This window comes from Roseivirga sp. E12 (assembly GCF_017592825.1).
In the GTDB taxonomy this organism is placed as follows: Bacteria; Bacteroidota; Bacteroidia; order Cytophagales; family Cyclobacteriaceae; genus Roseivirga.
On sequence record NZ_JAGFMD010000003.1, the window covers coordinates 159,074 to 173,990 of the forward strand.

Consider the following 14,917-nt stretch of genomic DNA (forward strand, 5'->3'; position numbering starts at 1 on the left):
AACGATATAGGAATGAAAAGACTTTGGCTTATGGCAATGGTTTTGACCTTTATGGGGTCGAGTGCTATTGCTCAAGTAGTTAACAGTAATCATGGGAAGCGCTTTGAGCAGTTGGAGCGTATGTTAAGGGACCCGAGTGTTTATAGAACGGCTTCTGGAGCTCCCGGCCCACAGTACTGGCAGCAAAAGGCTGATTATAAAATTGAAGCGACACTTGATGACGATAATCAGCGATTAACAGGTGCCGAAACCATTACATACTTCAATAACTCACCTGATGTATTGAGCTATCTATGGTTGGCCTTAGACGAAAATGTGAGAAACCCTGAGAACGACTCTTACAAGTTCGATCCAAGCAGTATCCGCCCTAGAATGTCTTTTGGACAATTGGATGGCCTCGATGGTCATGATAATGACTGGGGATTTCACATTATGGAAGTGAAAGACTCCAAGGGTAACAATATGAACTATACCATCAACCAGACAATGATGCGTATTGATTTGGCTACTCCATTAAAACCAGGTCAGAAGATCGCCTTCAGTATCAAATGGTGGTATAATACTACCCCGAGAGCTATTTCTGGAGCACGTGGAGGCCATGAATACTTTCCGGAAGATGGCAACTACATCTATACGATCACAGGTTGGTTCCCAAGAATGGCTGTCTACTCTGATTTCCAAGGCTGGAACAACAAACAGTTCACCGGACGTGGAGAGTTTGCATTGACCTTCGGTAACTACGATGTGAAAATGACTGTACCTTCAGATCATGTGGTAGGTTCAACGGGAGTATTACAAAACGCAAAATCAATTCTTACTTCTGAGCAGCAGAAAAGATGGAATCAGGCACAAAAGGAATTTGTTGAGCCTGTTAAAATTGTGACACTGGACGAGGCTAAGGAAAATGAAAAGACTAAAGCTTCTGGAACCAAGACTTGGCACTACAAAGCCGAAGATGTACGTGACTTTGCCTGGACTTCTTCGAGAAAGTTTGTGTGGGATGCAATGGCTGTAGACATCGAAGGAAGATCTGATCATCCAATGGCAATGTCTTACTATGCTAAGGAAGCCTATGGTATTTATGAGCGATATTCTACTAAGGCTGTTGCACATACCCTAAAGACATATTCGAACTTTACTATTCCTTACCCATACCCAGTAGCGATTTCGGTTGAAGCTTCTAACGGTATGGAGTATCCAATGATTTGCTTCAACTATGGAAGAACACTAGCTGACGGAACCTATGCTGAATCGACTAAGTATGGAGCTATTGGCGTAATCATCCATGAGGTTGGACATAACTTCTTCCCGATGATTGTGAACTCTGATGAGAGACAATGGACTTGGATGGACGAAGGCTTAAACACTTTTGTGCAATACCTGACGGAGCAAGAGTTCGATCCTAACTACCCTCACAGAAGAGGGCCAGCTCATAAAATTGCGCCTTATATGGCCTTGCCAAAATCGCAGTTGGAACCAATCATGACTAATTCCGAGAATATCATTGGCTTTGGCAATAATGCTTACGCGAAAGCGGCAACCGGATTGAATATTCTTCGAGAAACAATCATGGGTCGCGAACTTTTCGACTTCGCCTTTAAAGAGTATGCGAAACGATGGGCTTTTAAGCACCCAACCCCTGACGATTTATTCAGAACTTTAGAAGATGCTTCTGCTGTAGACATTGACTGGTTTATCCGCGGATGGTACTTCACTATCGACAATGTTGACATTGCAATCGATGATGTGAAATGGTATCAGTTGAGCACAAAGAACCCTGAGATAGAGTACCCTATTCTTAGCGAGCAAGCTAAAAACACTCAGAGTGATCTAGCTGCAAAGCGAAATAGAGCAGAGGGTAGAAAGTTTTATGTGGAAGAAGACGAAAGACTACAGGACTTCTACTACTCTTATGATCAGTTTGAAGTAACGGATGCTGCAAAGGCGGCATATCAACGTTTTGATGCTACGCTTTCAGATGAAGAAAGAGCTATTCTTGGTGATAAAGCCAACTTCTATGAAATAGATTTCAGCAACGTTGGTGGTTTGGTAATGCCATTGATCATTGAATGGACTTTCGTGGATGGAACAAAAGAGATAGACAGAATTCCTGCCTATATCTGGAGAAAGAATGAAGATAAGGTGACTAAAGCCTTTATGAAGAAGAAGCAAGTAGCTCAGATCAGATTAGACCCTGACAGAGAGACTGCTGATACAGATGAAGCCAATAACTATTTCCCAAGAAGCGCAAAGCCTAACCGCTTTGAGTTATTCAAGAGTAGAGGAGGCTCAGCAAGAGGACAGTCTTCAGGCTCTAACCCAATGCAAAGAGCAGGCGGAGGAAACTAGGCCTTACCTTAAATGATTTATCAAAAGCCCGAGATGAAAATCTTGGGCTTTTTTATGCGCTTAACATTCCCGGAGCTGGCGGTGGTTGTCTATAGGCATAATAACCCATAACTGCCTCCATCGCTTGTCGAATGGCTTGGTTAATGGGAAGCAGGTTATTGCCTAAGTCAGGGTCAATGCTTCTAATTTGAAAGTAGTAGTCGTTCATCATAGGAACATTTCCCCCATTGCCTATTGCGGTATTGATGGCGTTGACTTTTTCAGGGCTTTGGGTTTTCAAGGGAGCACAGGTGACAAAGCTGGTTTTTCCATATTTATTTCTGACAGCTGAGTAACCAAACAATCGACAAATTAAGCCCCGGAATTTATACTCAGAGCAACTTCCATTAACCAATGAACTTTGTTGTGGCTCGAAAATCGTGCAGGTGCTAGATTCCCTTTCTAGCAGTAGGTCATATTTTTCTTCTATGCGATTGGTGAGGTAGAGATGGAAAGCAAATGGAAGAAACTCTAACGGGGTGGCTTCGATATCGGGTTTAAAACAGCATTTTCCACACCCCGAAATGCAATGAAGTCCACTGGTGGCTTGAAGGGCTGAGATTTCTTTATCGAGGGAAGCAAAAATCTTTTCAACCGCCTTCACTTTGCTGATTATGGACATCTATCTCTAGACAAGGTAGATGACTTACATGGAAATCAACCATGGACGATCATTAATTTTCAGATTACCAGAGATTTATAGATTGCCGAAAAGTCTAATTCTCCAAGGTCTTTGTCCAAGGCATCTCTATAGAGTATCTCCGTTTGATTGAGGCTTGGCATTGGGACACCTACTTCCTCAGCCGTTTCTAAAGCGAGTAGAATATCCTTATGAATCCATTTTAGCGGGAAGTTGACATCAAAGTTTTCGGCAACGAGCCTGTCTTTAAGCAAGCCCATAACAGGTGAGACGACAGGCGTAGCAGTCATAATGTTCAAGAGAAGCTCTTGGTGTAATCCCATACCTTTCCCTAAAGCAATTGCCTCTGAAAAGGTGGCCATTGATTGGGCGAGCATAAGATTGATCAGCATTTTCATATTAGCACCATTTCCTATTTCATTAAGAAAAATCGTCTTTTTGCCCATTGAGTCTAAATAGGGAGATATAGGCTTTAGGTTTTTTTCTAGTCCTCCGGCCAAAAATAGCAACTCGCCATTCTCTGCTGGGGCCTTGCTACCCGCAACTGGAGCATCTATAAAGTTCACACCATGTGTTTTCGATAGCTGTGCCATTTCTCTTGAAAAAGAAGGGTTCACAGTACTACAGTCAACCCACCAGCTGTCAGGTCTTAGGTTGGGGAGCAGTTCTGCTGCTGTTTTTCTGACTACTGTGGGTGTCGACAGCATCGTGAAAACTAAGTCAACTTGGGTTGCAAGGTCTTTGACATTTTTGGCAACTGAGGCTCCTTGGTCCACTAGTAATTGAGCTTTGTCAATTGAACGATTGTAGACAACGAGCTCATGCCCCTCCTTCAAGAGGTTGGCTGCCATTCTACTTCCCATTATACCAAGCCCGACAAATCCGATTTTCATTTTTCTTGTGTTCATTTGGCAAAAGTATTTGAGGTGTGCGCTTGAAAATTGTGTTTTTCGACCAAGGCACTAGTTTGATTGATTTTTGTCCCGTTTTGATAACAAATATTGCTTTGGCGTATTAAGGAACTGTTTGTTGAATGACCTTATAAAATGAGGAATATCGGTAAAACCTGAGCTTAGAGCGGCATCGGTAACAGTGATTCTTTCTTGAATCAAAAGAATCTCTGCCTTGTTGAGCCTCTGATGGATGAGCCACTTTTTTGGTGAAACCTTGAAAGATTGTCGAAAGTCTCGTCTAAAAGAAGAGATACTTCTGCCACTGAGCTGAGCGAACTGTTCTACACTCAAGGGTTTATCAAAGTGAAGCTTCATAAACCTTAGTAGTTCTTTCTTTGGATTAGTTTTTAGGGCTAAAACCTTGTCTATGAAAGCACCATTTGAGTTTGTGTCACAAATCATGTGAAGCGCTTCGAGTATTTTATTCCTGACTATTGATGGACCTGGCTTCATATGCTCATATAATGAAATAGTTTGATCAATGAATGCCCGGAAGGAGCTATTTACATCAAATTTTGAGGGAGTGCTTTCAGGTTTTACCTCTGAGATATCATTGGTTTTTTGCTCTAGAAACTCTTTGACTATGTTATCATTAAAGAAGATGACGGTGGCCTCAAAAGGGTTGTCATCAGGTATAAGGTCTGTGATGGCATAGAGCCCTTTTGGAAGAAGAACCATCTCACCAGAATTAATTTTGACGGGAATACCTTCATCTCTGTGGACCATTAATGCCCCACTTGATACTATGGTCAAAGCATGCGCTGAAAGCAACCTTTGGTTATCGAGGTCCATTTTGTATGCCTGCTTGTGGATAATTGAACAGTCTCCGTCAACCATTATTTTCTTAATAGCTGGAGATAGATAGAAGGCTTGGGGTACAATTTTCATGACTAATCTCTACCGCGAAGATTGAAAGATTAAATTAATGAAAATTGTGTTTTTCGGTCAGTTGTCAATTCGAAGAAGTGTAAGCTCACTTCGGATTGGTATAGAAACACCATCAGTAACAGGATAGAAGACTCCTTTGATCGTTTTTCTTCTTGTTTTGAATAGGTAGATAGTACCCAGCTCATTGTCTTTACTCTCTATTGTTTTTGGAGGGAAATCGTATTCTATACCCTTTATCTTCTCCATATCATACGTAAAGTAAACTTTACTTTCAAGACTCTTGCCTGTAGTGATCTGAAAAGTGCTATCCTCTGAAAAACTTATTTGAAGATCTTTAAGGAGTCGATTTGAAGAGTCAATCTGCCATTTTCCCTCTAATATTGCTGGTGTGGATATCTTCTTCTCCTTAAGTGGAGTGAAATGATAATATGTTGGCCGATCGTCAAGCGTAGAACGCAGAATAATTTCTTCCGTGTTGTAGCTGCCATAGAGGGTGTCTCTTTTACCGTAAAGGAAAATCTCGTTATCCTTCAGGTCCATTTCCCATTGTTCCTTGCCATCCCATGCATGACTTACTGGCTTTTGTCTTTTGCTGAATTCGAGAGTCATTAGGCCTGAGTTGTATAGAAAAGTGGAGTCCTGTGGGTCCTCGTCCACCATTTCATATTGGCCGTCAATTTGTACCATTGTAAAAACAGGTTGAAGGGCTTTTACATACTTAAGCACCCATAAGCCAGACGGTTTTTGTGCAATAAGCATATTGCCAGAACACAGCAAAAGCAATAGAACGAATCTCTTGAGCATGTCCAAATATAAACGAAAAGACTGCTTCGGCTAGTCTTTCACATATTTTGAGAACTGCTCATTCCAGCGTTTTTGATATCGGATGAAGAATCTTGCGCCCAAGAGCATTATCACTCCAGTCGCTATACCTACCATTCCGAAAAAGGGAGTCTCTGGTATCCTGGTAAATGTTTCGGATGCAAAAGCAGCATAAAGGCCAATGACCGACCAATACATAAAGCCCAAGTGGCGGTAAATCCACCTTTTGCTTTTCCTTCTTATCGCAGGAATCATCCCAGCCAAAAGTGTTAACAGACTGCCAATTGCACCGTAGTGAAAGATACCGAAAGTGCCAAAGAGCCGATAGGTCATGAAGGCAGTAAGGTTTAGAATAAGCATGGATATGGCATAGACATAGCCAACTTGTTTGTGGAACTTTGTTCCCTTTCGCGCTCCTATCACTATAGTGCCTGCAACGGTAGCTACCAATGAGGCAATTAAGTGTACGAGGCCAATTTCACTTCCTACTAAGTTGTTCATGCAACTATCTGTCTAACCATTTTTTAAACTCCTGTACTTTGTCTCGACTGACTATAGCATCCATATCATCTGAATGCTTTAGAATAAGCCTTAATCGACTGTTTGAATACGTCACTATGTCTTTGACGGCATCGAGAGAAACAAGATATTTTCTATTAATTCTAAAGAATTGCTCCGGACTGACCAGTTGCTCTACCTGTTCTAAGGTATAATCTATAATGAACCTGTTCTTCTCGATGGTTTGCAGATAGGTGGCTTTTTCTTGACTGAAGAAATAGGCTGTATCGTTAGTGGCAATTGTGTGAATATGCTCTCCTATTTTGACCACAAATCGTTCTTTGTACTTCTTTGTCATCATCTGCATGGCCTGCTCGATAAGTGCCATATTCATTGAAGGAACCTCTCTTTTGGCAAACAAATCCTCGTACTTCTTGAGCGCATTGCCTAACTCTTCCGGATCGATCGGCTTTAATAGGTAGTCGATGCTATTCAATTTGAAGGCTTGAATAGCATACTCATCAAAAGCCGTTGTAAAAATGATCGGAGCACTCACTTGGACTTGCTCTAGAATTTCAAAGCTGAGTCCATCGGCAAGTTGTATATCAAAGAATAATAGATCGGCCTCGTTTTCATTTAGCCACTTCACAGCTCTCTTGACAGAGTCTAGCTGAGCAAGGATCTCTATGCTGGGGTTCAAATCATGTAGAAGCCTTGTTAGCCTTTTCGCGGCCATCGACTCATCTTCGACTAATAGTACTTTCATTCGGAAAAAGACAACAATGGGAGTTTGACAATAAATTCTGAATCAGTTTCCTGAATTTCAACCTTCGTTGGGCTAAGAAATTCGTAGCGAGCCTTTATATTCTTTAGGCCAACACCAGAAGATTCTTCAATTGGAATGTTCTTCTTTTGAAGATTATTCTTGATGACCAATAGCTCACCATTTTCGATGTGTACGTCAATATATAGAGGCTCTTCTTCGGCAATGGTGTTGTGTTTAATCGCATTTTCAAAGAGCATTTGCAGCGCGATTGGCGGAATCATTCTGTTCTCGTACCCGCTAATGTCAATCTTGACTTTCAGCTTGTCGTCAAATCGAATCCTTTGAAGAAAAAGGTAGGAGTTCACAAAGGCAAGTTCCGTTTCCAGCGGTACAACTTCCTTCGATTGATTATCCAAAACGTAGCGATACACCTTGGATAATTTTCGAATAAAGTCTGCTGCCATGTCTTGGTCTTCATACACAAGATTGGTCAAGGCATTGAGGCTATTGAACAGAAAATGAGGGTTGACCTGATTTTTTAGCGACTCATACTTTGTTGACATCTGCTCCCTCTTGATACGTTCTGTATCTAAGGAGGCTTTTCTCCAATTGTCCAAGAAGGTCTTCGCGAACATAAAAAAGGTGATGAAAAAGGTAATTCCGATGGAGATCAGAACATCGACTCCGCCCCAATTTGTGCTTACCCCTGGCAGTAGATTGTATGAGGTATTAAGTCCCACAATAACCAGAGGGGTGTAGACGAGCACTGTAATGACTCCGATGATAAACCTCTTGCCTGGTTGCTCTAGCCAAGAGATTCTTTTGTTCCAGAAATCGACCAGATATGAGTTTCCTTTCCAAAAGAAAAGCCACATAAAGCCGGAGTAAGTCATGCTTAAGCGAATGTTGATCCATGGCTTATTAAAAAGGCTGGTATCAAAGACAAAAGCCATTGCACAGCCTAGGGCAAATATGAGAATGAAATGCACCAGCTCCCTTTGCCAAACTTTCTTGAACGTATAAATCGCCATGATTAAAGATAATATTTAAACAGCCTTTGTATTGAACTGTGCTTTGTATTTTCTGGCCCAATAACTCACAATTGGAAACCCAACAAAAGTAGGTAAGACCCACAGGGCCCAGCTGTATGAATTAGGAAAGTTAAAGATCTCACCATTTTGGACTAGAAATGCTGTAACCGAAGCGATAAGGCTTCCTGACATAGAGTTCATGTGAGCAAACCACCACCACATCTTATCGGCCGACTCGAGTTTGCGATACATTTGTATGTTATCCCAAGCGGTTTTTGCAGTGAAGAAACCAAAAAACAGACATAAGTAACCAATGACTGAGGAGAAGGATGTTGGTACTAGATAGTTGACACCCATGCCGATCATTCCTAAACCAAATAGAAGGGTTGTAATGGCTGCGATCCAGTCAATTTGTTCTGCCTTTCTTGTCTTCTTCATTTTCAAAGCACGGTACCCTGAAAAGGCCATATAGAAGCTGAAAACTGCGATTACCATTAAAAAGGCATTGAAATGAATTAAGCTTATTATGAGAATGGCACTTACAAAAACCCAGAACATGCACCAGAAAAACATTTTACCTACTTGTCTGTGCAACTTTCCTCCTTTTCGACCGAAAAATCCAGCAATAATTCCACTTATTAGGGAGGTGATTCCTGCGATAACATGTGATAAGATGAGCGCCTGTTCCATTGGGAGTTGATGTTTTAGTTATTAGGCTGAAAGCACCACGCGAATGTGAGTGCTTTCAGCAAAAACTTCTTTTATTGACCACATTGTTTGATGATGCCTTCTGCCATCGCTTTCCCCCAGTTTGGTTCTAGCGTCACATTGGCCTCTTCTGCCTCAAAGGCTGGAATAGTTTGCTTGACCTTTGCGCATGGCTGGTCAGTTGGCGACCCAAAGAATTGTGCCATACCAAGCTGCATCTGTCCTAATAACATGTTAGCACGTGGGTTTTCAGGGGCTATTCTTACTGCCATGCTAAATTGTTGCATAGCCTTACCAGACATCATTTGACCTCTAGAATTAGGGTCTGCCGCTAACTGAGTCATGTAGTTGAAACCCTGAAGGGCCACTACTTCCGCATTATTGGGCTCGAGAGCGATTGCTTTGTCTATAAACTCTTGTGCTTTTGTAGTGTACTTGTCTTTAGTGCTGATGCCTTCAGCCATGTAAGACATATTGATATAGTTAAGTGCAACGTAGTAGCTAGGTAACCATTCTTCATCAACCTTAGCTGCAATTCTTTCAAACTGACTGGCCACAGCCTGTCTGTCTTCAATGGTCTTTACAGTAGACATTTGAGTTAATGCCTTTGACATTGCTTTAGTGTAAGCTTCCTTACCTTGCCCGTGAAGCGCGAATCCTGCGACTAATAATCCGATTAATAAAAATATCTTTTTCATGATCCTGTGTTTTCGTTTTTGATAAGTTAAATGTAGTTCGAACCTGCGAAGCGGCATAAAAGGATTGACCGAACCGTAGAATAAGCCAGATGAATCGTAGAAGAAGAAAGACTAGTTTTGGTTTACCTTTCTCAAAACAAAAAATCCCCGGCAAGCCGAGGATTTAAAAAGAGTTTTTAGGATTCTAGAAACCACCTAGATACATTAAATCAACATAAGCGTCAGTATCTTCATCTACATCAAAAGCAGCATCTTCAAAATCTGGAGGGCCTTGCTCACCCATGGCTTCATTTGAAAATCCATAGCCTTCTAATGGCATTCCGTAGCTGTTGAAATCCATTTCTTCATTACCATTTTCATCGTGCAGTACTGCCAAAGCATATTCTCCGACCGGTACATTCTTGAATACTACTTCCACAGATCCTCCATCAGCTTCCACGTACTTGGTCATAAATGCATCGTCTCCAGGAAACTCGGTTTCTCCATTGTGAAGAGCGATAGCGATATAGCCGTTTTCATTTCTTAGGCTACCAACGGTTACCGTTACCGTTACGCCTTCTACTTCTTTTTTTGTAGGAACCATGCCTATCATTAGTCCCATTACGATGATTATTGTTGTGATTGTTTTCATGATTTTTGACTTATAAATTTTCTAATTGATTTTCCTGTCCGTCTTTGGTAAGCGTGATAAACAAGCCAAGAAAGATAAACCTCTTAGCGCCTTGTCTTACAGGCTGTCTGTCATAAATACCATCGATGTTTGGCTGAGCTGCGTACTCATAGCCGAATATGTTGTCCCTTCCAAAAATATTGGAAGAAGACATATAAATGATAATGTTTTGCTTGAGCAGAATGGCTGCATTCAGACTTAAATCGTGATAATCTGGCGTGCGATCGTTTTGAAAACCAGGCCTGTTTGGGTTGTGAAAAGGCCTGCTTGATCCATAATTGTAAGTCGCTCCAAATTGTGTCCTTAATGGTTGTACCATGTGCTTCAATACAAATGAAAAGTTGTGCTTAGATAAGAAGGAGGGAGTCGCCAGCGTGTTGAAGTCTTGATAGTTACGTTCAGAGTCTACAAATGAGTAAGAAACCCAGTAGTCCGTTCCCTTAAAAGTCTTGCCATCTCTCCAGAATACATCCACACCCTTGGCTTCACCGAAACCAGTGTTGTTGTAGTTCAATGGATTGAAGTCATTAGGGCTCTGAAACTTTACTAAATCATCATACTTCTTCCAATAGGTTTCTACTCTGAATACTCTGTTTTCACGGATGTATTGATAGTTGAAAATATGATGTGTTGCCTGCTCAGGAGCCAACTGTCGGTTTACAAAAGCGTAGTCATTCTGTGCAGATTGCAAAAACTTGCCGTAGGCCAAAGAGAACTGTCCGTAGTCATTTACTTTATAAGACATTGCCAATCGAGGGCTTACCCAATTTTGATTGACCAATGTTGAATGCTCATAACGAACGCCTGTGCGGAAGACGAGCTTGTTAGATGCGAAGTAGTCTGCTTCGACAAAGCTTCCAATCATATTGTCTTCGAAGCCAAAACTGTCTAAAGGACCATCCGAAAGACCGAAAGATCGATCGAAACGCTTGTGGAAAAATTCACCCCCCATATTGACGGTGATTTTATCACTTGCATCCCAATTGAGGGCAACTTTACCATGGGCTCCCTTCTCTACTTCATCAATTTTATCGTTGTTGAAGCCTACCTTTTCTTTATTGTAAGTAGTAGAAAGACCACCACGAATTGACCACTTCTTGTTGAGGATGTCTTTATAACTTGCGTTTACATAAGCATAGTTATTATCTACGCTAATGGTGTCTTTGATCCCATCTCTATTGATATTAGGGAAGCGGATTCTGAAGTTGGAAACATCAATATTCGTATAGACTTTCAATAGCCCATTCTTGCTGACTTTATGCCTGAAAACCAGTTCTCCCACTTTGCCGACAGGCGCTTGCTCCCAATCAAAAAATTGACGAACCAAATCTTGATATGGCCTTAAGTCGGTATACTGAATTTTACCCGAGACAGAGGTCTTATCCCATTTTTTGGTGTAAGCGAGGTCTCCGCCAACAGACATGAGTGAAATGTCGCCTTGTGTTTTTTCTGCAATGTCATTTGAATTTAATACCAAAGCTGAGGACAAGGCCTGTCCATACTCAGCAGAATATCCTCCGGTGCTGAAGGTGACTCCTTTAAATAGGAAAGGACTGAAACGACCACGTGTGGGTACATTGGGAGCAGTAGCACCAAAAGCATTTCGGACTTCAAGCCCATCAATAAATACTTTGGTTTCGTAGCCCTCACCACCTCGTACAAAAAGACGACCTGACTCACCCACGGTGGCTGTTCCTGGAAGTGTATTGATGGCTCCCATAATATCGCCAGCTGCGCTGGCTGTGGTTACAATATCAAGAGGTTTTAAGACTGTGATTTTTTTAACATCACTGGCTTCATAAGCACCAGCTGTAATGGTTACACCATCAAGCTTATTGATCTCTTCTTGCAAGATTAGATCCAGTACCAATGGCTTTCCCGTGAGCTCAATAGGCTTTTCGATATCCTTAAAGCCAATAAAACTGACCACCAGAATATGACTACCAGACTCCTCAGTTTCAAAGACGAACGACCCATCCGCTTGAGAGTTGACTCCATCAAAAGTGTCTTTGATGTAAATGTTGGCACCAGGAATGCTGCCTCCCTTGGCATCTTTAACGGTGCCTTTAATGACCGTTTGCCCAAGAGCACTAACTGTGCTCAGGGCAAAAATTGTTAGGATGAGTTTTAGACGTTGCATTGCTTTTGAGTGTTTGATAGCTCAAATGTGCAATGGTCATAGGACTCCTATAAATAAGTCTTACCGAATCGTAGGATTGACAGGATGAATCGTCATGAATTGATTTTATTCGTTTCTCAGCGCTTCCGTTGGATTGATTCTATTCGATTGCCAAGTCTTAAGGGCAGCGATTAGGTAGATGATAGTAAAGGTCATCAGTATGGCGGTCAGGAAGGTGAAGACTCCAAGATCAATTCTATAATTAAAATTATTCAACCACTCACTGAGCATATACCAAGTGACAGGAATTGCAATCACGTTCGCAATAATCATCAGGCGCACGTAGGTGTTTGATAGTAATAGTAACACCTGCTGAGTTTTTACACCCAGTACTTTTCTGATGGCCAACTCACGAGTGCGCTCCTGAACAGCGAAAGTCAAAAGGGCATAAAGACCCAATACCGCCAAAAGGATAGCTACAAATGTTAGTACACCCACAATTTTGCTTGTTCTCGTCTCCGCCTCGTAGAGCTTAGCAAAGCTTTGATCCATAAACGAAAACTCGAACTGCATCTCGGGTAATACCTCAGAATATGCAGCGCCTAGAGAGGATATTAATGCCGGAACATTGCTTCCGTCTAATTTTACTGCCAATTGGTTATGATTTCTATTGGCTCTGATTACCAATACACAGGGGTCAACATTGTGATGTAAAGACCTGAAGTTGTAATTTTTTACGACCCCGGAAATGGGGACGGCACTCGCTTGACCGAAGGCGCTGAAAGACTTACCCAGGGCACTTTCCCAGCCAATTTGCTTTAGGGCCGCTTCGTTCAAAATGTACTGGGTGTTTTGATTGCTTCTGATAGACGCCAAATCTCCTTCGATCAGCTCCATGTCTACGGTTTCTACGAAGTTCTCATCCGCTCCAATCAAAAACATGCTAATTGGCTCTTGCTGTCCTTCCCACCATACGGTCTGGTTCCAGTTAGCACCTCCTGGTCTAAAGTCTGTGGCAGATACATTTTTTACTCCTGAGATCTGTTCGAATCTCGAAGCCAGCAGGTCACCATTCTCTTGAGCAGTTGTATTGCTCAGGGCCACATTGACGATTTGATCTTTGGACATTCCCAAATCCTTGTTTCCAAGAAAATTGAGCTGTTTGTATATGAAAATGCTTGATAGGATGAGTACTGTTGAGATACAGAATTGGAGGCCGAGCAGTATATTTTTGAAGGTATTTCCTTTGTTTCCTGTTTTCAGTCCACCTTTTAGAGCACTTATAGGCTGGGAGGAGATAATGAAAAATGCAATATAAGAACCTGAACTTAAGGCAATCAAAAGCACTAAGCTCGCTACGACTGAAAGCATAAATGGATCAGTCAGATTCAAGGTGATTTGGCTATTCATAAGATCATTCACAGCGGGAATGAATAAATAACTTGACAGAAGGATCGAAGCGACCGAAGCAAAAAATGCGATCAAGAACGACTCGGCTATAAACTGTATGATCAACTGGCCTCGGCTGGCGCCAACTACTTTTCTGATGCCAACCTCTTTCAGTCTTTTGGTTGAACCCGCAATGCTAAGGTTTACAAAGTTGATAAAGGAGATAAACAGTATAGCCAAAGCAATGGCTCCATAGATATAGATGTATTTGAAGTTGTAGGCCTGCTTAAGGTTTCCTCTATTATCAACAAAGTGGATCTCTGATAGAGGCTGAATACCGATTTGGCTGAGGTCAAAATTTCTATTATCACCAATATTAACTTCTGTACTTTGAATTTTAGCTTGTACGCTAGCGGGATCGCTACCCTTTGCCAATTCCAGATAGGCGAAGTAATTGAATTGGCCCCAGTTTGCAGTCAGGCTGGTTCCGGGAAGAATCGTTTCTAAGTTTAAAAATGAGCTTAGAAAGTCGAACTCAAAATGAGCGTTGAAGGGGATGTCTTCAAAAACTCCAGAAACTAGAAAATCATGCTGATCATCAACCCGTATGGTTTTGCCCATAGGATCCTCATTGCCAAAGTATTTTTTGGCAGAAGAAGCTGATAGAATAACATTGTTGAGACCAGCCAGAGCAGATGACTTTTCTCCTCTGATCATATTGATGCTGAATATTTCTAGAATGTCAGGATCAGCAAGGAAGAATTTACTTTCGCTAAAAATGGTGTTGTTGTACTCAACGGTCACCTGAGGGTCGCGTGTGATATTCGTCAGCCTGGTATAACGCTCTATTTCAGGAATATTTCGTTTAAGTGTCGGAGGCATGGGAGCAGAAACCTTGACCCAACCATTGCCGCCTTTTACATCACCCGTAATGAGCCTATGAACTTGATCTACCTTAGTATTATACTGGTCATAGCTCAACTCATAATTGATATGAAGGTAGCAGAGCAGGCAGGCTGCGATGCCAATTGATAGGCCAAACACATTGAGAAAGAAGTAAAACTTCTGCTTCAAAAGTGCGCGAACCGAGGTTAAAAAATAGTTTCTGAACATGGCGGTAATGTTTGATTTATGTCTGGTGTCTTTTCTTTTTAAAATGCCATACCGAAGAAATCGGAAGGTGTTATAAATGAACAGGCCATTAGCTTTGAACCTACTCTTGGCCTGAAGATTAAATTCATATTGTTCCAATAGGTCTCCAATAATGCCTTCTTGCAGTTGCTCCGGACAAAGAGACTTGAATAAACGTAAGGCCCATTTTGGGGGAGATTCGCTCCGCTTTTTCAT

At 41.7% G+C, this 14,917-nt stretch carries 13 protein-coding genes; 1 reads left to right on the plus strand and 12 read right to left on the minus strand.

Features of this window, described 5'->3' with window-relative positions; all coding sequences use genetic code 11:
- The first annotated feature begins 12 nt into the window (after positions 1-12).
- On the plus strand, positions 13-2,349 hold the full coding sequence (locus J4E76_RS10180) for a M1 family metallopeptidase (RefSeq protein ID WP_208503804.1): 2,337 nt from the start codon (positions 13-15) through the stop codon (positions 2,347-2,349).
- A gap of 52 nt (positions 2,350-2,401) precedes the next feature.
- Here the strand turns inward: J4E76_RS10180 and J4E76_RS10185 are convergent, their stop codons facing one another.
- From J4E76_RS10185 to J4E76_RS10240, 12 genes are all read right to left on the minus strand, one after another.
- Positions 2,402-3,010: a YkgJ family cysteine cluster protein gene (locus tag J4E76_RS10185; protein ID WP_208503806.1), complete on the minus strand. Its 609-nt coding sequence runs from the start codon at positions 3,008-3,010 to the stop codon at positions 2,402-2,404.
- Positions 3,011-3,069: 59 nt separating this feature from the next.
- Complete coding sequence (locus J4E76_RS10190) at positions 3,070-3,936, minus strand: NAD(P)-dependent oxidoreductase (RefSeq protein WP_208503808.1); 867 nt, start codon at positions 3,934-3,936, stop codon at positions 3,070-3,072.
- Positions 3,937-3,990: 54 nt separating this feature from the next.
- Positions 3,991-4,869 (minus strand): helix-turn-helix transcriptional regulator, encoded by an 879-nt coding sequence (locus J4E76_RS10195; protein WP_208503810.1) that lies wholly within the window; start codon positions 4,867-4,869, stop codon positions 3,991-3,993.
- Between the two features lie 57 nt (positions 4,870-4,926).
- Entirely contained in the window at positions 4,927-5,673 is a 747-nt protein-coding gene (locus J4E76_RS10200; protein ID WP_208503812.1) for a hypothetical protein, read from the minus strand.
- A 30-nt stretch (positions 5,674-5,703) separates the two neighbouring features.
- Positions 5,704-6,192 carry a DUF2306 domain-containing protein gene (locus J4E76_RS10205; protein ID WP_208503815.1) on the minus strand — a complete coding sequence of 163 codons (489 nt, stop codon included), beginning with the start codon at positions 6,190-6,192 and terminating at the stop codon, positions 5,704-5,706.
- Between the two features lie 4 nt (positions 6,193-6,196).
- Positions 6,197-6,955 (minus strand): LytTR family DNA-binding domain-containing protein, encoded by a 759-nt coding sequence (locus J4E76_RS10210; protein ID WP_208503817.1) that lies wholly within the window; start codon positions 6,953-6,955, stop codon positions 6,197-6,199.
- Positions 6,952-7,986, minus strand: coding sequence for a sensor histidine kinase (locus tag J4E76_RS10215; protein WP_208503819.1), 1,035 nt, complete (start codon positions 7,984-7,986; stop codon positions 6,952-6,954). The genes J4E76_RS10210 and J4E76_RS10215 overlap by 4 nt, the downstream gene beginning before the upstream one ends.
- A 15-nt stretch (positions 7,987-8,001) precedes the next feature.
- Positions 8,002-8,676, minus strand: coding sequence for a hypothetical protein (locus tag J4E76_RS10220; RefSeq protein WP_208503821.1), 675 nt, complete (start codon positions 8,674-8,676; stop codon positions 8,002-8,004).
- A gap of 71 nt (positions 8,677-8,747) precedes the next feature.
- Positions 8,748-9,392: a hypothetical protein gene (locus J4E76_RS10225; protein WP_208503823.1), complete on the minus strand. Its 645-nt coding sequence runs from the start codon at positions 9,390-9,392 to the stop codon at positions 8,748-8,750.
- A 184-nt stretch (positions 9,393-9,576) separates the two neighbouring features.
- The gene (locus tag J4E76_RS10230; protein WP_208503824.1) at positions 9,577-10,023 is read right to left on the minus strand and encodes a DUF2141 domain-containing protein; all 447 of its coding nucleotides are present in this window, start codon (positions 10,021-10,023) and stop codon (positions 9,577-9,579) included.
- A gap of 10 nt (positions 10,024-10,033) precedes the next feature.
- The gene (locus tag J4E76_RS10235; RefSeq protein WP_208503826.1) at positions 10,034-12,202 is read right to left on the minus strand and encodes a TonB-dependent receptor; all 2,169 of its coding nucleotides are present in this window, start codon (positions 12,200-12,202) and stop codon (positions 10,034-10,036) included.
- A gap of 105 nt (positions 12,203-12,307) precedes the next feature.
- Entirely contained in the window at positions 12,308-14,917 is a 2,610-nt protein-coding gene (locus tag J4E76_RS10240) for an ABC transporter permease (protein ID WP_208503828.1), read from the minus strand.